At 43.2% G+C, this 21,004-nt stretch carries 17 protein-coding genes; 9 read left to right on the top strand and 8 right to left on the bottom strand.

Features of this window, described 5'->3' with window-relative positions; translation table 11 throughout:
• Together BMW98_RS03530 and BMW98_RS03525 are read right to left on the bottom strand one after the other, a co-directional pair.
• Entirely contained in the window at positions 1–552 is a 552-nt protein-coding gene (locus BMW98_RS03530; RefSeq protein ID WP_090257000.1) for a hypothetical protein, read from the bottom strand.
• Entirely contained in the window at positions 545–1,963 is a 1,419-nt protein-coding gene (locus BMW98_RS03525) for a pyridoxal phosphate-dependent decarboxylase family protein (RefSeq protein WP_090256999.1), read from the bottom strand. The genes BMW98_RS03530 and BMW98_RS03525 overlap by 8 nt, the downstream gene beginning before the upstream one ends.
• A 93-nt stretch (positions 1,964–2,056) precedes the next feature.
• Here BMW98_RS03525 and BMW98_RS03520 point away from each other — a divergent pair, with 93 nt between their 5' ends.
• From BMW98_RS03520 to BMW98_RS03510, 3 genes are read left to right on the top strand one after another with little or no spacing between them, the layout of a single operon-like run.
• The gene (locus BMW98_RS03520) at positions 2,057–2,650 is read left to right on the top strand and encodes a LemA family protein (protein WP_090256998.1); all 594 of its coding nucleotides are present in this window, start codon (positions 2,057–2,059) and stop codon (positions 2,648–2,650) included.
• Positions 2,650–3,090: a TPM domain-containing protein gene (locus tag BMW98_RS03515; protein ID WP_090256997.1), complete on the top strand. Its 441-nt coding sequence runs from the start codon at positions 2,650–2,652 to the stop codon at positions 3,088–3,090. Before BMW98_RS03520 ends, BMW98_RS03515 begins: the two co-directional genes overlap by 1 nt.
• 1 nt (position 3,091) lies before the next feature.
• On the top strand, positions 3,092–3,898 hold the full coding sequence (locus BMW98_RS03510) for a TPM domain-containing protein (protein ID WP_162844668.1): 807 nt from the start codon (positions 3,092–3,094) through the stop codon (positions 3,896–3,898).
• A 267-nt stretch (positions 3,899–4,165) separates the two neighbouring features.
• Here the strand turns inward: BMW98_RS03510 and BMW98_RS03505 are convergent, their stop codons facing one another.
• Positions 4,166–4,831 (bottom strand): LytR/AlgR family response regulator transcription factor, encoded by a 666-nt coding sequence (locus BMW98_RS03505; RefSeq protein WP_090256995.1) that lies wholly within the window; start codon positions 4,829–4,831, stop codon positions 4,166–4,168.
• Complete coding sequence (locus tag BMW98_RS03500) at positions 4,828–6,348, bottom strand: sensor histidine kinase (RefSeq protein ID WP_090256994.1); 1,521 nt, start codon at positions 6,346–6,348, stop codon at positions 4,828–4,830. Before BMW98_RS03500 ends, BMW98_RS03505 begins: the two co-directional genes overlap by 4 nt.
• A 162-nt stretch (positions 6,349–6,510) precedes the next feature.
• Here BMW98_RS03500 and BMW98_RS03495 point away from each other — a divergent pair, with 162 nt between their 5' ends.
• Together BMW98_RS03495 and BMW98_RS03490 are read left to right on the top strand one after the other, a co-directional pair.
• Positions 6,511–6,927 (top strand): VOC family protein, encoded by a 417-nt coding sequence (locus BMW98_RS03495; RefSeq protein WP_090256993.1) that lies wholly within the window; start codon positions 6,511–6,513, stop codon positions 6,925–6,927.
• Between the two features lie 152 nt (positions 6,928–7,079).
• On the top strand, positions 7,080–8,324 hold the full coding sequence (locus BMW98_RS03490; protein ID WP_090256992.1) for a metal-dependent hydrolase family protein: 1,245 nt from the start codon (positions 7,080–7,082) through the stop codon (positions 8,322–8,324).
• Between the two features lie 12 nt (positions 8,325–8,336).
• Here BMW98_RS03490 and BMW98_RS03485 read toward each other — a convergent pair whose 3' ends face one another.
• The 3 genes from BMW98_RS03485 to BMW98_RS03475 form a co-directional block, all read right to left on the bottom strand.
• Positions 8,337–8,675, bottom strand: coding sequence for a hypothetical protein (locus BMW98_RS03485; RefSeq protein ID WP_139177392.1), 339 nt, complete (start codon positions 8,673–8,675; stop codon positions 8,337–8,339).
• 155 nt (positions 8,676–8,830) lie between these two features.
• Entirely contained in the window at positions 8,831–10,789 is a 1,959-nt protein-coding gene (locus tag BMW98_RS03480) for a M56 family metallopeptidase (RefSeq protein WP_090256990.1), read from the bottom strand.
• On the bottom strand, positions 10,776–11,150 hold the full coding sequence (locus tag BMW98_RS03475) for a BlaI/MecI/CopY family transcriptional regulator (protein WP_170836503.1): 375 nt from the start codon (positions 11,148–11,150) through the stop codon (positions 10,776–10,778). Before BMW98_RS03475 ends, BMW98_RS03480 begins: the two co-directional genes overlap by 14 nt.
• Before the next feature lie 267 nt (positions 11,151–11,417).
• Between BMW98_RS03475 and BMW98_RS03470 the strand changes: the two genes are divergently transcribed.
• The 4 genes from BMW98_RS03470 to yjjX all read left to right on the top strand — a co-directional run bounded on the left by BMW98_RS03470 (position 11,418) and on the right by yjjX (position 19,232).
• Positions 11,418–13,880 carry a S9 family peptidase gene (locus BMW98_RS03470; RefSeq protein ID WP_090256988.1) on the top strand — a complete coding sequence of 821 codons (2,463 nt, stop codon included), beginning with the start codon at positions 11,418–11,420 and terminating at the stop codon, positions 13,878–13,880.
• Positions 13,881–13,987: 107 nt separating this feature from the next.
• A complete protein-coding gene (locus BMW98_RS03465) occupies positions 13,988–17,293 on the top strand; it encodes a WD40/YVTN/BNR-like repeat-containing protein (RefSeq protein WP_090256987.1) in 3,306 nt (1,101 codons plus the stop codon).
• Positions 17,294–17,536: 243 nt separating this feature from the next.
• A complete protein-coding gene (locus BMW98_RS03460; protein ID WP_139177390.1) occupies positions 17,537–18,712 on the top strand; it encodes a tetratricopeptide repeat protein in 1,176 nt (391 codons plus the stop codon).
• The gene (gene yjjX, locus BMW98_RS03455) at positions 18,699–19,232 is read left to right on the top strand and encodes an inosine/xanthosine triphosphatase (protein WP_090256985.1); all 534 of its coding nucleotides are present in this window, start codon (positions 18,699–18,701) and stop codon (positions 19,230–19,232) included. Before BMW98_RS03460 ends, yjjX begins: the two co-directional genes overlap by 14 nt.
• A 126-nt stretch (positions 19,233–19,358) precedes the next feature.
• Here the strand turns inward: yjjX and BMW98_RS03450 are convergent, their stop codons facing one another.
• Positions 19,359–20,894, bottom strand: a complete 1,536-nt coding sequence (locus tag BMW98_RS03450; protein WP_090256984.1) for a M20/M25/M40 family metallo-hydrolase — start codon at positions 20,892–20,894, stop codon at positions 19,359–19,361.
• Positions 20,895–21,004: the final 110 nt, after the last annotated feature.

Here is a 21,004-nt window from a genome sequence, read left to right as displayed (position 1 = left end):
CTACAGTCTTAGTGTGAGGCGATAATAATCGTAAACGGTGGTTGTAAAAGCATCGCGCTGTTCCTGCGTATGCAATATCCTGTGCCACTCATTCTCCATTTTTATTTCTAAGCGGCTATTCGCTGTTAACTGCTCATATACTTTTGAGGCAAAAAGCTGGTGACTCTCTTTGTTGCTAGCAGTAAATTCAATCAGGCCCTTTTCCTCTGTGGTCGGGTTTTCCCATTTTACTAGAATCGTATTTTGCTTGATGAAATCATTCGGCTCTATGAGCAGGTATGCTTCATCAAATCGCCAGTTTTCTACCAAAGCCAGATTGAGTACGGGAATGTGCTGCTCTTCCAAGCGCTTTTTGTACCGATAGATATTCAGCTTGGCGGCAGTCAGCTCTTCTTTGTCGTAAGCTATTTGCCTTACATTTCTGAAAAATAGCCTTGAAGAATCATCTGTTTTGAAACTGATTGTTTCAGGGCTTTCAACTTGCTGCTTTTGGTTGTTACAAGCCAGCAATAAACAGCTCAATATTATGATTAAGGAGTAGAATTTAGGCATATTTTTCCATCACTTCCACAGCCTTCTCCTGAATGAGGTTCCAAGCGTTTTCCACATGATAGGCCTCTAAATTGGTGTTTCCAAACGCTAAACGTAAAGTAAACACTCCATTTATACTGGTTTGTGTGAAAAACAGTTTGCCTGTGGCATTCACACTATTCATAATCTCTTTGTTGATGTCGGCCAGCTTTTTGGCCGAGGCACTTTTGTATCGAAAGCATACGGTATTTAACGGAACCGGAGCGAGTAATTCGAAGTCTTTGTGTTCATTTACTTGTTCGGCTAACCATTTGCCCAGTGCAATGTGTTTTCTGATTTTTTCTTGAATGCCTTCCACTCCCATTTCGCGAATTACGAACCAGAGTTTAAGTGCACGGAACCTTCGGCCTAAAGGTATTCCCCAGTCGCGATAGTTTTTCACTTCATCGTCAACCGAGGTTTTCAAATAATCGGGCATTATGGCAAAGGTGTTCACCAAAGTGCTTGGGTCTTTCACAAAGTAAGCGGTGCAATCAAAGTTTGTGAACATCCATTTGTGTGGATTGAAAACAAATGAATCGGCAGATTCTACACCTTCGGCCATCCAGCGCATTTCTGGCAGCACCAAAGCGGTGCCAGCATAAGCCGCATCTACATGATGCCACAAGTTGTACTGTTCACAAATTGCTCCAATGGCGGCAATTGGGTCTATAGCCGTGGTGCTGGTGGTGCCAATGGCAGAAACCACTGCCAATGGTTGTAAGCCGAGTTTGATATCAGCCTGAATTTGCTCCTTCAAAACCTCTGGCTTTAAAGCGAAGTGCTCATCTACTTCAATTTTGCGCAATTGCTCAATACCAAAGCCGGCAATTTTCACGGCCTTATCAATAGATGAGTGAATCTCTTTTGAAGCGTATACTACGAAGCGCTCATTTTTGAAGCCCTTCTCGTTGATCTGATACTTAGTTGCTCTTTCCCGAGCTGTAATTAATGCAGACAGTGTGGCGGTGGAGGCCGTGTCTTGAATTACTCCGGTGAAATTTTCTGATAAACCAATCATTTCGCGCAGCCATTCCATCATTTGCTCTTCTAACTCGGCAGCAGCGGGCGAAGTAAGCCAAACCATGCACTGTGCACCCAATGTGCTCATTAGCATTTCGGCTAGCACGGAAGCTTTACTTTTATTGGCAGGAAAGTAGGCCATAAAGTTGGGGCTTTCCCAGTGCGTCATGCCTGGCATAATGATGTCTTTAAAGTCTTTAAAAATATCATCGAAGCCTTCGGCACTTTGCGGAGCCGATTTTGGCAACTGCTTTAAAATATCGCCTGGTTTTACCTGTGGCATTACTGGGTAGTTTTCTACCTCTGTAAAGTAATCTGCCATCCAGTCTACTAACTCATGTCCGTGCTTGCGGAAAGATTCTGCGTCCATATGCTAACGTTTATCTGTCATATTGTCCGATAACAAAGTTAGCATATATCTTGCGGGTGCATTCACGTAGTTTTTATAAAACCGACATTGATTATGAAGAAAAAATGGATTGTGCTAATTGTGGTTGCCTTGGTGGTACTCATTGGCTATTCAACTTTTAAAGGTACATACAACGGGCTGGTTCAGCGCGAAGAAAGCATTGATGGTGCTTGGGCGCAGGTAGAAAACCAGTATCAGCGTAGAGCCGACCTAATTCCCAACCTTGTGAACACGGTAAAAGGCTATGCAGATTTTGAGCAAGAAACCTTAACCGGTGTAATTGAAGCACGTGCAAAAGCTACTTCAGTAAGCATCGACCCGAGTAACTTAACGCCTCAGGCTATTGCCAACTTTGAGCAAGCCCAACAAGGGTTGAGCGGAGCACTTAGCCGATTGATGGTAACCGTAGAGCGTTACCCTGACCTAAAGGCTAACACCCAGTTCCAGCAATTGCAGGTACAGTTAGAAGGTACTGAAAACCGCATTTCAGTAGAGCGAAGAAACTTTAACGGCATTGTACAAGAATACAATACTTACATAAGAACCTTCCCGAAGAACATTTATGCCAACGTGTTTGGCTTCGAGAAGAAAGCGTACTTTGAAGCTTCGGCAGGAGCAGATACAGCACCAGAAGTAAGTTTTGACTAATGGCTGAAGCGAGTTTTTCAAAAGACGAAAAGGCAAGGATTAAAGCAGCCATTGAAAAGGCCGAGCTGAACACGAGTGGTGAAATTCGAGTGCACCTTGAAAACCACTGCAGTAAGGCTAACGTGCTCGATCGTGCTGCACAGGTTTTTGCCCAACTAGATATGCATAAAACAGCCGCCAGAAATGGCGTGCTGGTTTATATGGCTGTAAAAGATCACAAATTTGCCATTATTGGCGATGCCGGAATCAACGCCAAAGTAGCCGAAGATTTTTGGGATGTAACCAAAGAAAAGATGTTAGCGCATTTTAAAGCGGGTAACTTAACCGCTGGGCTCGAAGAAGGCATTTTATGTGCAGGCGAACGCCTGAAAGAATTTTTCCCGTACCAGAAAGACGACAAAAATGAGCTTTCTGACGACATCTCATTTGGCAAAAACTAATATGCGATATACTCTACTCCTACTTACATTTTTAATTAGTTCAGTTGCTTTTGGGCAAACAGGTATTCCCGATCCGCCAAGTCCTCAACGCTTGGTAAACGATTTTACAGGAAATACATTAACAGGTTCTGAAGCTGCTGCTTTGGAAAATAAGTTGCTCAATTATGAGGATACAACATCTACCCAAGTGGCCATTCTTATTGTGGAGTCTTTGGGCGGTTACGAAGTAGTTGACTTTGCGCAGAGAACAGGACAGAAGTGGAAAGTAGGTACGGCTAAGGATAACGGTGTTTTTATTGTGGTTTCCATAAACGACAGAAAAGCGGCCATAGTAACAGGCTATGGGATGGAAGGCGCTATAACAGATGCGGCTACCTATACCATTCGTGAGGAATATATGAATCCGCGCTTTCGCGAGGGCAGGTTCTACCAAGGTTTGGATGACGCGACAGATGTGATCTTTAAACTGGCCTCGGGCGAGTTTACTGCCGATCAGGTGGCTCAAGGTAGAAGAAGCGCAAAGAAGAAAGGCGTTCCGTTTATCTTCATCTTCATTCTGTTCTTCTTTATTATTCCTGCTATTGCCGGCCTAAGAAGAGGTAACAGTTTTGGTAGCCGTGGTTTGCCTTGGTGGGCTTGGTTTATGATGGGCAGTGGAATGGGTGGCCACAGAAATGATGACTGGGATAACTTCCGCGGTGGCGGAGGTGGTTTTGGTGGTGGTTCCGGCTTCGGTGGTGGAGGCGGAGGCTTTGGCGGCTTCGGAGGCGGCTCCTTTGGTGGAGGCGGTTCTGGCGGTAGCTGGTAACTCTCGCAAGCTCAAACTCATTAATGATATTGGAAGGCTACTAGTTAATTCCCACAGATAAATCTGTGGGTTAAATCGCCTTCTGAGTTCTCTCCGCTGTTGGTGTTATCACCAACAGCCCTTTGCTCTACTCGTTGGTATTGTCCCAACGAGGGATTGAAAGCTATTCGTTAATGCAGCTTCCCCCTTTTTGAAAAGGGGGTTTGGGGGATTAGAGAGTAAAGACTTAAGGCTAAATAACTTCTGTCTCCGCTGTCGGTGTAAGGTTTAAAGAGCTTGCTGAATTTTATCGAAACCTTCAGCAGTTATTGGCACCAAGTGTTCACCAAAGTGAATCTGGTGCTTTTCTATTTTATCGGCTAGCTGAAAGTTGGCTAAGTAAGATCGGTGCACTTTAATTAGCTCAGAGTGCTTGAGTATTTCCTCTGTTTCTTGCAGCGTGAGCCGTGAAAGCACGGTTTGATCCTTGCACACGAACTTCATGTAGTTGCCTTCTGCCTTCACAAAAAGAATGTCCTGAAGCTCTAAGCGCACATATTCATAACCTGATTTTAGAAAAATGTAGGTTTGAGGCGATTCATTCAGTCGTTCACTGGCCTTGTTAATAGCCTTGAGAAACCGGCCAAACTCAAAGGGTTTTAGCAAATAGTCAACGGCATCGTGCTCATAACTTTCCAGCGCATATTCGCTGTAAGCCGTGGTGAAAATAACCAGCGGTTTCTGCGTAAGCGTTTTTAGAAAATCCAACCCGGAAATATCGGGCATGTTAATGTCGAGTAAGAGTAAATCGACCGTGTGCTTTTTTAAATACTCAATTGCATGAAAAGCATTGGTAAACGAAGCGTCAATCTGCAGAAAGGGAATTTTCGAGGCGTGATCCTCAATGATCTTTAGTGCAATTGGCTCGTCATCTATGGCAATGGCTTTTATCATGCTAGCTCAATTTTAATAAATGCCTCGTAGGTTTCCTCGTTTTCGTAGACTTGAAACAAGTGTTTTTCTGGGTAAAGTAACTCAAGGCGTTTGCGCACATTTTCTAGCCCAATGCCGCTTTCCTCTGCTGCTGTTTTTTCTTTATGATGGTTGCTGTTTTTGACGTTTAGGCTCACATAGTGCTCATTACACTTTAGCGCAATATCGATAAAACTCGGTTTATCAATGCTCACACCGTGTTTAAAGGCATTTTCGATCATGGGGATTAGCAGCATTGGGCTAATGTTTCCATCGCACGGCTGTTCGATGGAAACATTTAATTGTACGTGTTTATTGGTATCCAAACGCAGCGACTGCAGGTCGATGTAGTTATGGATGTACTCAATTTCTTTGTTCAGGCTGATCTTTTCCTGTGTGTTTTCTTTGAGCATAAAGCGCATCATTTCGCTGAGCTTTTGTACGCCATCGGCTGTTTTCGGACTTTTTTCGGCCAAAGCAATACCGTAAATGCTGTTGAGCGAATTGAACAAAAAGTGCGGATTGATCTGAGATTTAAGAAAGGAGAGTTCGGACTTGGCTGTGCTAAGGGCTGCTTCTGTTCTAACTCCTGCAATGTTGTACTTCCATAAGGCAATGGCTATTAAGCCAGCGATTACAATGATGATAAAAAGGAGTAGTATGGTCGATGGGAATGTTTCTAAGGCACTAAAAAATGCGGAGTCAAAACTAAATGAGAGTACAAACAGAAGAAAGCCAACAGAGTATATACCAAAGCTTGAGAGGATTGCTTGGCTAATGCGTTCTATTGGTTTGCTAAAGGTTAATTGCCCCTTGCTCAGAAATGAAATCAATACTAGGGAACCAGCTTTTGAGCTAAGTATGCTAAATATCACCATTGAAGTCAGTAACCCAATAGTGCCAAAAGAAATGGAGAAGTTCGGGTTTCTAATGATGTATATGACTAAAAAAAGCGTAAAGTTACTTGAGAAGTTGATGGCTCTAAATTTGGAGCCCAGGGCTTTTAGTGATATGCCTTTAACTTTTTTAGAGCATTTAATTATTGTGTATGTGGTTGAGGCTAATAGTCCTGCTAATCCAATTATTGAATAATAAATTGCTGAAATGATTGCTTGAGCTGGTACGTAGGTAGGTGCTTGGCTCTTTAATATGCTAAAACTGAATGATGTGTTCAATAGCTCATGTGTCATAGTGCAAACAGAACTATAAAACATTAGGTAAAGTAGAAATATTGGGAGTGCAAATTTAAGCTGGCCTACCTGAAATAGTCGCTTTGTAGTTCTGGCCCCAACAAAGAAAAGCACCAGTAATAGCGCAGCTGAAATAGACTTTGCAATATTGGTATTAATGTATAACTGTCTTGCATCTATTTCTGCATACCCATCCTTCACTGCAGCTTCAACAAAATAGTGTCCTTGGTTAACCTGAAGGATGATTCCTATTGCAACGGCAAACAGAAAAATGGAGACAACAATTGATATAGGAATTAGATTCTTCATGCGTTTATTTTTCCTCAATCTTACTGCAGAGTTAGCTGTCACTCAAAAAACTGTGACCAATCAACCCTTAAAAGTGACGAATTTCAAACAATCTATTCAATTGATCATTTTACGTTTAAATTGACACCAAATTACAGATTACTGATAACCAAAAACTGAAACATGAACACCCCTTTTCATTTAGCTTTTCCTGTAAAAGACATTGCATCTACTCGCGCCTTTTTTGGCGATTTGCTGGGTTGCGAAATTGGCCGCTCTACTGATAAGTGGATCGACTTTAACTTCTTTGGCCACCAATTGAGTGCACACGTAAAGCCCGAAGAGCTTGTGCAAGCACAAACCAATGGTGTAGACGGTAAAAACGTTCCGGTTCGTCATTTTGGGGCCGTGTTGGAGTGGAACCAGTGGCACGATTTGGCCGATAAACTAAAAACCGAAGGTATTGACTTTGTAATAGAGCCTTACATTCGCTTTGAAGGAGAAGTAGGCGAACAAGCCACCATGTTCTTTCTAGATCCAAGCGGTAATGCTCTGGAATTCAAGTCTTTTAAGGATCCAAGCCAGATCTTTGCGAAATAGCCCTTTCAATTAACCCAAAAAAGGTGCGTCATTCCCGACTTGATCGGGAATCCGCTCGGTTTTTTGCTTATATCAGGAGTGAACCCAGAATTTTAGGGAGTGATAAACTTTTGTCTTTTTTGGGTTAATATTGAATCGATAAACAACACACCATGAAAAATACCTTAACCTTCTTCCTTCTTATAGCAGCTTTTAGTCTAAAAGCTCAGCACGATTATTTATTAAAACCCGACCGCGTTTTCGATGGAACGGAAATGCATTCCGATTGGGTGGTAGCCGTAAAGAGGAACATCATAACCTATGCCGGCCCAGCCAAAGACATTAGCGCAAAGCAAATCATCGAATTGAAGGGCAAAACCTTGATGCCGGGAATTATCGAAGGCCACTCCCATATTTTACTTCACCCATACAACGAAACTTCATGGAACGATCAGGTTTTGGTAGAATCGGTGGCAGAGCGATCTGCAAGGGCGGTTAATCACCTAAAAGCCTCATTAATGGCTGGCGTAACCACCATGCGCGATTTAGGTAGCGAAGGCGCAGGTTATGCCGATGTGGGTTTGAAGCAGGCTGTAGAAAAGGGGGTAATTCCTGGCCCCCGTCTGTTAGTGGCAGGCAAGGCCATAGTGGCCACTGGAAGTTACGGGCCTGCGGGATTTCATGAGGGCGTAACGGTTCCGTTAGGTGCAGAGGCAGCAGACGGGACAGATTTAGTTCGTGTTACACGAGATCAAATTGGGCATGGAGCGGATTTTATAAAGGTTTATGCCGATTACCGTTGGGGGCCAAATGGGGTGGCGGCTCCAACCTTTACGGTGGAGGAGTTAAAAACCATAGTAGCCGTTGCCAAAAGTAGTGGACGATATGTGGTGGCGCATGCCTCTTCGGATGAAGGTATGCGCAGGGCCATTGAGGCCGGTGTTGAAACCATAGAGCATGGCGATGGTGGTAGCCTCGAAACTTTTAGGCTAATGAAGGAGAAGAGCGTTGGCTTTTGCCCCACAATTGCTGCCGGTCACTCCATCTCTCTTTACAGTGGTTGGGACGGTTCCGAGGCCAATGAGCCCGGACGAATTCGGAATAAAAAGGCATCAATAAATCGAGCAATTGAGGCGGGTGTTACCCTTGTATTCGGTGGAGATGTCGGGGTTTTTCCACATGGAAAAAATGTAATAGAGGCTATTATGATGGTAGAATACGGTATTAATGTAAAACAAACATTACATTCAATGACTGCTGGAAATGCCGATCTGTTTCACCTTGCAGACTTGGGAAATATAAAGAAGGATTTTTTGGCTGACCTGATTGCTGTTGACGGAAACCCACTAGAGGATATTACGGTTTTGGAGCAGGTGTCTTTTGTAATGAAGGATGGTGTGGTGTATAAAACTAATTAGCAGGCAAAAAAATTAATGTATTTGCTCTTTTTGTTCAGCCAGGTTTTGAAGGGCGTTTTCAACGCGCGACTTGAATGCCGAATAATCAGAGAATATTGGGGTTTTGGTACTCGTTTTTTCGTGCAGTTTGCGTCTCTGTATAGCTAGTGAATGAATGCCCAAGTACTCCACACTGGGCTTTAGCTTGTGTAAGATCTTGGCTTGGGATTCAAAGTCGGCCGAAGCGATTTTATCCTCGAGTAGATGAAGTTCTTTAGGTACGGATTTTAGAATAGTTTCTATCAAATCTTTCATAAACTCTGTATCCCCCAAAGTCAAATCCCGCAACGCACTTAAGTCTACCTTTTCCACTCGTTTCTGCCAATAAATTTATAGGCTTTGGGTTTTTAGCCCTTAGCCGCATCTTTCCATATTGTAAGTTAAGTATTTTAAGGTGAATGCCTTGAGAAGAAATAAAAAAGCCACCCAAACAGAATGTGGGCGGCTCAACTTGGCGTTGTTTTAAATTAATTGGTGGTAATACGGATAACTGACTTAACACCCTTAACCTTTCGTTTAGGGTAAATCTTTCTCATTTCATCATTCGCAAAGTATTCTACTTTTTCAACTGTCGTTAGGTCGAGTTGGTCAAGGTCGAAAGTAGCTGCATCAATTAGTTCTCCGTCTAAATCAATCAACTGATCCTCTTTACCATACTTTGAGTAGTTCAGGGCTTCCAAGACATACTGTTCTTTAACTTTACCTTTGGCATCTCTAAAAGTGTATGTGCCTAGATCATTGCTTTTTACTACACCTCGAAAAATTTGCGTTCCTTTTTGGATTTCCTTCATGCGCGCTTGAATCTGCTCTTCTACTTCACGCATTTCTGCCATGGTCATGCTGTCTAACGACTGGTTAATTTCTTGTAAAAGGAGCTGCTCGTTTTGCCGCTTTAGAGCAGTTTTTTGTTCAATCGAAATTCTGATGAGTTCACGCTTGAGTTCAATCTCTCGTTTCATCAGTTCTAGTTTCAAATCTTGCTCCAGTTCTTCTTTTTGTATAAGCTCCCGTGCTTCTATTACTTGTTGAAGTTCCACTTCTTTCTGTCTTTCAAGTTCGGCTCGGGCGTCCATTTCCTTAAGCCATTTATCATTGCTTTTTTCTATTCTACTGAAGGTATATTCATTTAGCTGCTCGTGCGCTTTTTTAAATATTTTAAACTCAGCGCCAGTTAGTGGCTTGCCGTTTTTAGTTATTTCTTGCACTTCACCTTTTTCATCAAGCTTAATGTCAATTGCTGAATTAGGCTGAATAATCTCTAAAACGGCTTGGTTTAGTTTGGTCGTGTCGCTTTGAGCATTAGCAACTAACCCATTAAAACCACCTAATGAATCGGTTTTGATGGAATTAGGCTTAACCGTACCATTAATGGATTTTGGCTCGGCCTTCTCATACTTAGGTGATTCTTCGCTTTGCTGTGTCTGCATACTTGTCAAAGCAAGTATGCCGCTGAGGGCAAGTACCGTAACCAAGGCACCCGACCAATTGAATTGTTGTTTTTTGTTCATGATTTTATAGATACGTTTGAGTAATTGACTTTTGGAACGGCCTGCCAAGGCCAGTTGCATGCCTAACATTTTATATTCCTGCGTTTTAGCCAAGGCACTTGCCAGTGAAGCGCAGTTTGGTTGGCGGCTGAGTGCCCATTCGTCCGTGGCAAACTCGCGTTCATTATCAATTTGGCTTTCCAACCACCAAAAAACGGGGTGGAAGAAAAAGACGGATTTCAACCCGTTGATAACCATGTGGATAAGCAAATCTCTTCGCTGCAGATGTGCCAATTCATGCAACAGAATCATTTCTATTTCTGCTGTTGAAAGCCCTTGAGTCAACCCTATTGGAAATAGAATTATAGGTTTGAATACTCCGGCTACCAAAGGGCTGGCTACTCGCGAGCTCTCTTTTATAATTATTGATGCCTTTAGTGAAAATTGTGCCTTTAATTGCTCCATTAGCTTGTTTATGCGCTCATCTGTGCAGGCGGTTGCTCCTGCCTTAAGGCTTTTAAGCTGAAGAAATGCTGTAGATGTTTTTAGGAAAAAGCACATTAAGCCGAGTAGCCAAGCCGCTCCAAACCAAGTGCTTATATTCCAGGTAGAAAGGCTTGAAGAAGCCCTTTCTGGCATTGTGGATTGTGCTGTTGGTAACTGATTATTAAAAGTATTGACAACCTGTGAGTTAGCACCCTCGATAGTTTGGTGCAAGCTATTGGTGGATAAGTTTTGATAGTGCGTTATAGCCGAATAACCGAATCCAATGGGCAAGGCAAGCAGGCAAATAAGTAGCCAGTTGTGACGCTGTTTAGCCCCTTGTTTTTGTAGCGCCAGCAAGCCGATTAGGGCAATAATAAAAACGATCGCACCTTGCCAAAGTGAATCTAGCACGGTGGCGCCTATTAACTCGAGTAGTTGATTACTTTGCATCATTTTCTAGTTGTTCGATTAGTGCTTTTATCTCGTCTAGTTCTTGCTTAGAGGCTTTGCCATTGCCCAGGGCGCTTAAGGCGAGCTGGCCAGCTGAACCGGAAAAAACAGCATTCATAAGTTTACTCACCATAGTTTGTTGCAAATCTTTGGCTTTTACTGCGGCATTGTAAATATGTGTACGCTTGCTTTCGTCTCGCTTAACCAAGCCTTTTTGAGTCATTAACTGCATCAGCTTTAAAGTAGTTGTGTAGCCAACTTCTTTTTGTTCATTCATTTTTTCATTCACAATGCGCACACTGCTTGGCCCTTCTTGCCAAAGTATGTTGAGTATTTCGAGCTCGGTTTCGGTAGGTTTTATCATCACTTGCGCTTTAGAACTTTGTCTACGATAGATTTCGTACTACGATTATATACGAATAAATTCGTAGATGCAATTTTTAATACGAAATTGTTCGTATAAAGAGTGGGTTTTAACTCAATTTGACATTTAAAACAACCAATAATGGAGGCTTGGCCTATTACAAGCTGCTAGAATTGACCGTTTAAAACCTCAAAACACTGCCTTAAATCAGCTGAGTTGACTATACCCTGCTATAGCCTAAATTCAACTGTCCTAAACCCTATAATTATGTCGAAATTCAGCACATTCAAAAAACTCTTCATGGCCATTTTGGTGGCTATTTGCATGAGTACTGAGCCAGCTAGTGCTCAAGAGGGCTATCAAAAACCGCCCGAAGTAATTGCCAAACTGATTGAGGCGCCTTCAACGCCTTCTGTAAGTATCGATTCTAAAGGAGAATGGATGCTTTTGATGGAAAGACCAGGATACCCAAGTATCGAAGAGGTTTCTTCTCCTGAACTACGAATTGGAGGAACGCGAATTAACCCAAGAACAAATGGAAGAAGCCGCGCCTCACACATGACGGGCCTTGAGATGCAAAACATTAAAACTGGCGATAAATTCCGTTTTGATGGCATGCCAAGCAACCCGCAAATCGGTAATGTAAGTTGGTCGAACGATGAATCGAAGATTGCTTTTACCAACACCGTATCGAATGGTATTGAGCTTTGGGTGGCCGATGTTGCCAGCCGAAAAGCCAGCAAACTAACTAATGCGATTGTTAACAATGCTTATGTAAAAGCCTTCGATTGGTTGCCAGACAACCAAACCTTATTGGTGAGTACTATTGTACAAAACAGAGGTGGTGAGCCGCAGAAACCTCAAGCGCCTAAGGGGCCGGTAATTCAGGAGACTGCCGGTGCAGAAGCGGCTTCAAGAACTTACCAAGATCTTTTAAAGAACAGCTATGACGAAGATCTTTTCGAATATTACACCACGGTTCAGTTAATGAAAATTGATGTAAACGGAAATGCCGAGAAATTCGGTAGTCAAGACATCATTAAAAATTACAACCCTTCGCCTGATGGTAGCTATGTATTGGTGCAAACTATTCAGAAGCCGTTTTCTTATTTAGTTCCTGCCTCTCGCTTTCCATTCAATTACGAAATTTGGGGTGCTAACGGAAAGCCAGTAAAAACATTGGCACAAATTCCTTTAGACGAGGTTCGACCAAAAGGTTTTGATGCTACGCGCCTAGGTAAAAGAAGCGTAAGCTGGAGGTCTGATGCACCAGCAACACTTTACTGGGCAGAGGCCAAAGATGGTGGCGACCCAGCTGTTGAAACCAATGAAAGAGATGCTGTTTATACCTTGCAAGCGCCATTTACTGCGCAACCAACTTTATTGGCTACTACATCGCTACGCTACGGAGGAATAGACTGGGGCGATGAAAACCGCGCCATTGTAAATGAAAGATGGTGGGCACAGAGACTCGATAAAAGAACACTAATTGACCCATCGAACCCTTCTGCCGAAGGAAAAGTAATCATAGACAGATCGACTACTGATAGATACACAGACCCGGGTAACCCAATGATGGTTAAGAATGCCTACGGTCACTATGTATTGAAGATTGAAAAAGACAATCTCTTCATGTCGAGTATTGGTGGTTCTCCGGAAGGTGATAGACCATACTTGAGCACCTTCAACTTAAAGAATGGAAAAACCGAGATCCTTTTCAGATCTGAGGCACCTTATTACGAACGCCCTATTGACATTATCGACAAAAAAGCGAATACCATTATTACCATTCGCGAGTCGGAAAACGACCCTCCAAACTACTTTGTAAGAGACCTTAAAAAAGGCAGCCTAGAGGCCATTACCGACTTTGAGCATCCGCAGCCAGAAATGATGCGTGTAAACAAAGAGATTATCAAATATAAAAGAGCTGATGGTGTGGACTTAACGGCTGTGCTTTATACACCAGAAGGTTACGATAAAGATAAAGACGGTCCATTGCCAGTATTAATGTGGGCTTACCCAAGAGAGTACAAGTCGGTAGCCAATGCAGCGCAAGTTAGAGGTACTCCTTATTCATTTACGCGTGTAAGCTCTGGCTCTCCACTATTTTGGGTACTTAGAGGCTATGCTGTAATGGCCAATACGGAGTTTCCAATTATTGGTGAAGGCGATAAGCAGCCAAATGATACATTTAGAGAGCAACTGGTGATGAATGCCGAAGCGGCTATCGATGCCGTGGTTGAGCTGGGTGTTGGCGATAGAAACAGAGTTGGTGTTGGTGGACACTCTTACGGTGCGTTTATGACAGCCAATCTATTGGCTCATTCAGATTTATTTGCAGCAGGTATTGCCCGTAGTGGTGCCTACAACCGTACCCTTACGCCTTTTGGTTTCCAAAGAGAGGAAAGAACTTACTGGGAGGCGCCAGAGCTTTACAACTATATGTCGCCATTTATGCATGCCGATAAAGTGAATGAGCCATTATTACTAATTCACGGTGAAGCAGATAACAACTCTGGTACTTTCCCAATTCAGAGTATTCGCTTCTATAATGCGGTAAAAGGCCATGGTGGTACTGCCCGTTTGGTAATGTTGCCAGATGAAAGCCACGGTTACAGAGCCAAAGAGTCAATTTTACATATGCTATGGGAAATGGACACTTGGTTGGAGGAGCACGTGAAAAATGCTGCTACCAAGCCGGAGTCTACCAAAATAGATTCCAAGCAATAATAGCTATTGGCTAAAAGCGCCTTTGGGCGCTTTTTTTATGCCTTATTTATACGGCATTCGGTCATTCAAAAACTCCACTATCTTTAGTGTATCAAACAAAACTAGAGATGAAGAGAATACACTATGTACTCAGCCTTGTTTTCTTGCTGGTCACATTTGTCGATTCGGCACATGCACAGCGCAGAAAATCTAAAAACAGCGAACCCGCTGCAGCAACAAACCCGTTGGAGGGCTATTCCTTAAGCAGTTTCAAATTTCGCAATGTTGGTCCGGCATTAACCTCCGGCCGAATTGCCGATTTTGCGGTAAACCCCGATAACCCAAGTGAATTTTATGTGGCAGCGGCTGCCGGAGGCGTGTGGAAAACCACCAATGCCGGGACTACCTTCACCCCAATTTTCGATAATTACGGTAGTTATTCCATTGGTGCTTTGGCCATGGATCCCAATAACCATAATGTGATTTGGGTAGGAACGGGAGAGAACAACAACCAACGTTCGGTTTCTTATGGAGACGGCCTTTACAAATCCATCGATGGAGGTGCTTCATTTAAAAAAGTTGGGCTTGAAAAATCAGAGCATATTGGAATGATCGCGATAGACCCACGAAACTCTGATGTGGTTTATGTAGCAGCCGTTGGCCCGCTGTGGAGCTCAGGTGGCGATCGTGGCCTTTATAAAACCACCGATGGTGGCGAAACTTGGAGCAAGGTTTTAGAAATAAGCGAACACACTGGTGTGAACGAAGTGCATATGGATCCTCGAAATCCTGATGTATTATATGCTGCGGCTCATCAACGCAGAAGAAGACAATGGACCTACTTAGGTGGAGGCCCTGAGTCGGGCATATACAAGTCGACCGATGCCGGAGAGACTTGGGAGAAGATAAACAAAGGATTGCCTGGTGGTGACAAAGGCCGTATTGGTATGGCTATTTCTCCTGCCGATCCGGAAATTATTTATGCCATTGTTGAAGCACAACGTGGCCAAGGTGGTTTTTATAAAAGTACCAACAGGGGCGCTTCCTGGCAAAAACAGTCTTCCTATTCAACCAGCGGTAATTATTACCAAGAAATCGTAGCCGATCCCGTTGATGTGGACCGTGTGTATTCGCTCAATACTTTCACTAACGTTACAGTAGATGGTGGTAAGAACTTTTCTAACCTGGGTGAAGAAAGCAAGCACTGGGATAATCACGCCATGTGGATTAACCCAAAGAACAACAAGCACATTTTGCAAGGATGTGATGGTGGCGTATACGAATCGTTCGATCAAGGCAAAACTTGGAAGTTCTTTACAAACCTGCCTGTTACTCAGTTTTACAAGGTTTCGGTTGATAATGCTGAGCCATTCTACAACATTATGGGTGGTACGCAAGACAACTACAGTTTAAGAGGTCCATCGCAAAATGTTTCGAGCCATGGTATTACGAGTCCCGAGTGGATTGTAACCCTTGGTGGCGATGGCTTTGAATCTGTACCAGATCCTGAAGACCCAAACATTGTTTATTCTCAGTATCAAAATGGAGGCTTGGTGCGGTTCGATGTGCAAAGTGGCGAAACCGTAACCATAGTACCAAGGCCTGAAAAAGGCGAAAAGCAATACAACTTTAACTGGGACTCCCCTTTAATGGTAAGTCCGCACGATCATAAGACTATTTATTTTGGCGGAAACAAGCTGTTTAAGAGTACAGACCGTGGCGATTCGTGGGAGGTAATTTCTGGAGAAATAGATCAAGATATTGATAGAAACGAGCTACCGATAATGGGCAAAATTTGGCCAATGGATGCGGTGGCGAAAAATGGATCAACATCGCGTTACGGTGCTGCGGTTTCTCTGGACGAATCTCGTATTCAGGAAGGCCTAATTTATGTAGGTTCTGATGATGGCCAAATTAGCGTTACTGAAGATGGTGGCGACAATTGGTTCAAAATAAATAGCTTCTCTCGTGTGCCAGCCAATACTTATGTGTACGATTTAATTGCTTCAAAGCACGATGTGAATACAGTTTATGCAGCATTCAATAATCACAAAAGTGGCGATTTCAACCCTTATGTTTATGTGAGTAATGACAAGGGCAGAACGTGGAAGAGTATTTCCAATAACCTGCCAGAAGGTGCTGTTTATGCATTGGAGCAAGATCATGTAAATGAAAACATACTCTTTGCTGGTACAGAATATGGAGTGTTTGTATCGGTAAATGGCGGTGAATATTGGTCTGCCTTAAAAGCAGGAATGCCAACGATCAACATTCGCGACTTGGCTATTCAAGAAAGGGAGAACGATTTGGTGGCAGCATCATTCGGCCGTGGATTTTTCGTGCTCGACAACTACGCAGCCCTTCGCGACCTAACACCAGACTTAAAAGAGCAGACTGCAGCGGTGTTGCCAATTAAAGATGCTGTAATGTTCAATACTTGGACTCCGCTGGGTAGCCTTGGTTCTAGAGAACACGGCTTCCAAGGCGAAATGCACTACACCGCACCTAACCCAACGCAAGGAGCCATTATTAAATATTGGATAAAAGAGGGTGTTACCACATTGGCTGGTGAGCGTTCAAAACGCGAAAAAGAGCAGTTTAAGAACGGAGAAACTATTCCTTACCCAACAATTGATGAGTATGAAGCAGAGCAAAACGAGGCGGCCTCTTACTTAGTTTTCACTATTAAAGATCAAACCGGAGATATTGTAAGCGAGCTTCGCGGTCCTGTAAAGCAAGGGCTAAATCAAATTGTTTGGGACATGACGTACATGAACTTTGATGGAGTAAGTGCACGCCAAGCCAGCCCGACTTCGAGCTTAGGCTCTTCTGGTATTTTTGTGGTGCCAGGGACCTATACCGTTTCGGTAAGCCAAGTGCTTAAGGGCGAATTGTCTGAGTTGGTAGGCCCTACTGCTTTTACTGTGAAGGAGCTTGACAACAGAACAATTCCTGCCGAGGATTGGGCAGCCATGGCCAACTTTAAAAAGAAAGCTGCTGCTTTGGCCAGTGCAATAGGTACCACAGGCCGTGTGCTTTCGGGCTTAAACTCAGATTTAGACGAGCTGAAAGCCGCTGCTAAAACATTGCCTATTAACGAGTCGCTTACATTCTTGAGCGAAATAGAACAAGTGGAGCAGCATTTAGAGGAGGTAAATCGCCAAATGAATGGCAACCCAACTTTGAGCAGACTCGACTTGGATGGAGAATACAGCACAAGACAGCGTGCGCAAAATGCAGCTTACGATGTGTTTGGCAACCTTTCCAACGTAACAGGCACTTCTTTGCGCAATTATGAAATAGCTGCCGATGAATTTGCCCCAGTACTAGAGCAAGCCAAAAAGTTGGTGCAAGAAGTTAAGGCACTTGGAGATAGAGTTGGTAACGGAAAAGGCCCAGTAACCTTAGGCCAATTGCCAAACTGGAAGAAATAACTTTTGAAACTTAAAGTAAGGCCACACTAAATTTTAGTGTGGCCTTTTTTATGAAACTGATTACGTTTTCCTGTTAAACCGAACAGCGACCGTTTAACTATGACTTCTTAATTAATTTATTTAAACTACATTTTTTCGTATTTAAATACTGGTTTATACGTGATATATTTGAAATCAAAGGCTCTGCTGTTTTCAATCATCGCTAAACACCGTAAATTTACTGTGGGTTATTTAAATAAATCGTTGAGGCTTTTATTATTCATATTTTTCTGCTTTTCGGCTGAGAGCGTAAGTGCGCAGGATTTAATATCCATTGCCAATACGTTTTTGAACGATAAGAACTACGTGGAGGCCAAAGATGCGATTGATGAGGCTTTTGAAGCACCCGATGCCGCCCAAAACCCTAGAGCCTGGTACACTAAGGCCAGAGTTTATCACGAAATTTTAAAAAGTAACAATGCGGAGCTAAAAGCTACCAAGGCAAACCATACTGCATTTGTTGCTGCTGTGGTAGAAGCCTACACTAAAACGGTAGAATTAACCCCCGAAACCAACAACTTGCACGTATTGGCCAACAATCAGTTAGAGCTTATGTGGGCCGATGCCATTAACAAAGGAGTCTCCTCATTTCAAGAAGGTAAATTCGACAAGGCCTATACTTCATTTCAAACTGCGCAGGTTTCTAAGCCGGCCGATACCACAGCCTATATTTATGCTGGTTTAAGTGCCCAAAATGCTGGGCTTTACGATGAAGCAATTGCCACATATTTGGCGCTGAAAGACTTTAGCAAACTCGATAAATCAGTTTATAACGGGCTTATCCTATCTTCTCAGGCTGCTGAAAAACCTTTGGAGCAACAGCTAGACTTTGTGGAGGATGCGGTTTACAACTACCCTAACCACGTACCTTACATAGTTCAGCAAGTGCGGTTGTTAGTAAACCTAAACAGATTTACTGAGGCTGAGTCTATCCTGAACACAGCCATCAAACGAAATCCTAACAACGGCCAATTGGTGCTGCGCCAAGCCGATTTGTACGATCGTATTTTTAAAGAGGCCTTTGTGAATGGTGAACCGGAGAAGTCGGACCATTACTTTGAAATGGCCAGTGAAAAATATGAGCGATACCTCAGTGCTTTTCCGAATGAATTTACCGCTAACTACAACTACTCGGTAATGATCAACGAGCGGGCCAACCGCGTTTATATTCGCATAAATTTAATGAGCAAAGATGAATACGATATTCGAGGTAAAGAGGTAGAAGAAGTTGGCCATGAGTGGACAAGAAAAGCGTTGCCCTATATGGAAAAAGCCAAATCCATAAAGCCTGATGACGAAAAAGTAATCACTGCCCTTAAAGTGTATTATGAACGACTATCTTTGGTGGACAAACTGAAGCAGCTAAATGACGAGCATTAAGGTAGTAGTCGCCTCAAAAAATCCAGTAAAAATCAATTGTACCAGCCAAGCTTTTAGCAAGGCTTTTCCAAGTGCAATACTCGATGTGCAAGGTGTTTCGGTACCTTCTAACGTTAGTGATCAACCAATGACAGACGCTGAAACATTGGAAGGAGCGAAAAACCGCGCTAAAAATGCCTGGTCAGCCCAGCCCGATGCGGATTATTGGGTGGGCATTGAAGGCGGAATTGATCAAGAAAGCGGCACAATGGAAGCCTTTGCGTGGATCAGCATAATGGGTAAAACTAATGAAGGTAAAGCCAGAACGGCATCTTTCGACCTACCCGAAAAAATTAGGGCTTTAGTAAACCAAGGTGTGGAACTGGGCCATGCGGATGATATGGTTTTTGAACGCACTAACTCCAAACAAGGCAATGGCGCTGTGGGTATTCTTACCAATGGCCTTATCGATAGGGCGGCATACTACGAGCCTGCAGTGGTGCTAGCGCTTATTCCTTTTCTCAACCAAGAGTTGTACTAGCTTAAAGTATTGACAAAGAAAAGAGGCTGTCTCAAATGCTATGAGCTTCGTCATTCTCGACTCCGATCGGGAATGACGGCAAGCATTTAAGACAGCCCTTTTTTACTGTCTTCTAATCGCTATCGATTATCTGTTTTCGAAAACCTTTGGTTTACGAGGCATTTTCTCATCCATGTTGGCAGTTTGCATTACCATAGTAGCAATAATCACTGCGTTCTTTTTCATGTCAGCAGCTTGCAAACGCTCGTACAAGTCCATGTTGGTGTGGTGCGTTCTTGTACCATAGTCAATTGGGTCTTGAATGAATTGGTAACCAGGAAGACCAATACCATCGAAAGCTTGGTGATCGGTACCGCCAGTGTTTCTGATAGTAACCGTGCTAGCACCAATTTCGTGGAAAGGCTTGAACCACTCTTCGAACAATGGTCTTGCAGCTTCGTTTTCTTGCAAGTAAATACCGCGGATAGCACCAGTACCATTATCCATGTTGAAGTAAGCAGAGAATTTCTCCCATTCGCCATTTGGGGCTTTGTCGTTCATAAAAGTATTCTGAACGTAGTTTCTTGAACCATAAAGACCTTGCTCTTCACCACTCCAAAGTGCAACTCTCACTGTTCTCTTTAGCTCAACACCAGACTCTTTCAAAATTCTGATAGCCTCCATCATAGCAGCAGAACCAGCAGCGTTATCAGTGGCACCAGTTCCTGCAAACCAAGAATCAAGGTGAGCGCCAAGCATTACTACTTCATCTTTCAAGCTTGGGTCCGAACCAGGGATTTCGGCAATTACGTTGTAACCTTTTTGGTCTTTTGTGTGGAAAGAAGTCTTAGTATCGGCTTCAATCATTACTTTCTCGCCTTTAGTTACCAAACGCACCATTCTGTTGTAATGCTCAGGAGCAATTTCCATTTCTGGCAAAGCACTGTCATCGTTTCTAGATCCGTTAGAAGTAAAGAAAGTACCTTGGCCACCACCTCTGTGCGTGTTCAGTACCATGGCTACACCTTCGCTTTTGAACAGTTCGTAAGCAGCGTTTCTCATTCTTGCAGCTCTTCTGTACTCAGCAATTCTGCTGGCAGACCAGCCGCTGCCACCGCCACTTACATTGCGCTTTGTCATGCCATCAAGCTCTTCGTCAGTAAACCTTCTTGCATCAGCTTCAAAAGTGGTTTTAGCTTCAATTGAAGTAGGAAGCATCACTACTTTACCTTTTAGTTTGCCTTTGTATTCAGACAAGGCAGCCTCGTCAGCAGCATCAACATAAACAACCTCGGCAGAAACAAGCTTGTTTGTACCTAGAGTCCATGCTTTAGGAATACCAATTAGTGCTTGGTAGTAAGGCACTGTCATAGCGATGTATGCTTTGCGCACATCCCAACCTTTACCAAACTCACCCCAAGGCTGAACTTCAACATTAGAAAGTCCCCACTCCTTAAAAGTAGCGGATGTCCAGTCGTATGCGTTTTTAAGACCTTCAGAACCCGTAAGTCTTGGTCCAATTCTATCAGTTAGGTTCCAAGCAATGTCCATTACCTGACTGTTGTTGAAACCTTCGTCTTTAATTCTGTAAACAGCATCGTAGTCTACTTGGGTATTCTGAAACCCAAGGGCCTGAATGCTAACTGCTAATAGCAGTGCAAAAAATAGTGTTCCTCTTTTCATTGGTTATTGAATTATAGTTGTAACGGTTTTAAGTTAACGGGTAAAGTGAATTTACAGCCCCGCTTTTTTATTGGCGGAAAATAAACGGGAATTGGGGCAAAACAACGGCT

Source organism: Roseivirga pacifica (assembly GCF_900111145.1).
GTDB classification, from domain to species: domain Bacteria; phylum Bacteroidota; class Bacteroidia; order Cytophagales; family Cyclobacteriaceae; genus Roseivirga; species Roseivirga pacifica.
The sequence above is the reverse complement of the archived record's forward strand: the minus strand, read 5'-3'. Positions and strand labels throughout refer to the sequence as shown.

Bases quoted from the DNA above. Each gene is read 5' to 3' on its own strand.
- BMW98_RS03530 (WP_090257000.1), bottom strand. From the start codon at position 552: ATGCCTAAATTCTACTCCTTAATCATAATATTGAGCTGTTTATTGCTG.
- BMW98_RS03525 (WP_090256999.1), bottom strand. From the start codon at position 1,963: ATGGACGCAGAATCTTTCCGCAAGCACGGACATGAGTTAGTAGACTGG.
- BMW98_RS03520 (WP_090256998.1), top strand. From the start codon at position 2,057: ATGAAGAAAAAATGGATTGTGCTAATTGTGGTTGCCTTGGTGGTACTC.
- BMW98_RS03515 (WP_090256997.1), top strand. From the start codon at position 2,650: ATGGCTGAAGCGAGTTTTTCAAAAGACGAAAAGGCAAGGATTAAAGCA.
- BMW98_RS03510 (WP_162844668.1), top strand. From the start codon at position 3,092: ATGCGATATACTCTACTCCTACTTACATTTTTAATTAGTTCAGTTGCT.
- BMW98_RS03505 (WP_090256995.1), bottom strand. From the start codon at position 4,831: ATGATAAAAGCCATTGCCATAGATGACGAGCCAATTGCACTAAAGATC.
- BMW98_RS03500 (WP_090256994.1), bottom strand. From the start codon at position 6,348: ATGAAGAATCTAATTCCTATATCAATTGTTGTCTCCATTTTTCTGTTT.
- BMW98_RS03495 (WP_090256993.1), top strand. From the start codon at position 6,511: ATGAACACCCCTTTTCATTTAGCTTTTCCTGTAAAAGACATTGCATCT.
- BMW98_RS03490 (WP_090256992.1), top strand. From the start codon at position 7,080: ATGAAAAATACCTTAACCTTCTTCCTTCTTATAGCAGCTTTTAGTCTA.
- BMW98_RS03480 (WP_090256990.1), bottom strand. From the start codon at position 10,789: ATGATGCAAAGTAATCAACTACTCGAGTTAATAGGCGCCACCGTGCTA.
- BMW98_RS03475 (WP_170836503.1), bottom strand. From the start codon at position 11,150: ATGATAAAACCTACCGAAACCGAGCTCGAAATACTCAACATACTTTGG.
- BMW98_RS03470 (WP_090256988.1), top strand. From the start codon at position 11,418: ATGTCGAAATTCAGCACATTCAAAAAACTCTTCATGGCCATTTTGGTG.
- BMW98_RS03465 (WP_090256987.1), top strand. From the start codon at position 13,988: ATGAAGAGAATACACTATGTACTCAGCCTTGTTTTCTTGCTGGTCACA.
- yjjX (WP_090256985.1), top strand. From the start codon at position 18,699: ATGACGAGCATTAAGGTAGTAGTCGCCTCAAAAAATCCAGTAAAAATC.
- BMW98_RS03450 (WP_090256984.1), bottom strand. From the start codon at position 20,894: ATGAAAAGAGGAACACTATTTTTTGCACTGCTATTAGCAGTTAGCATT.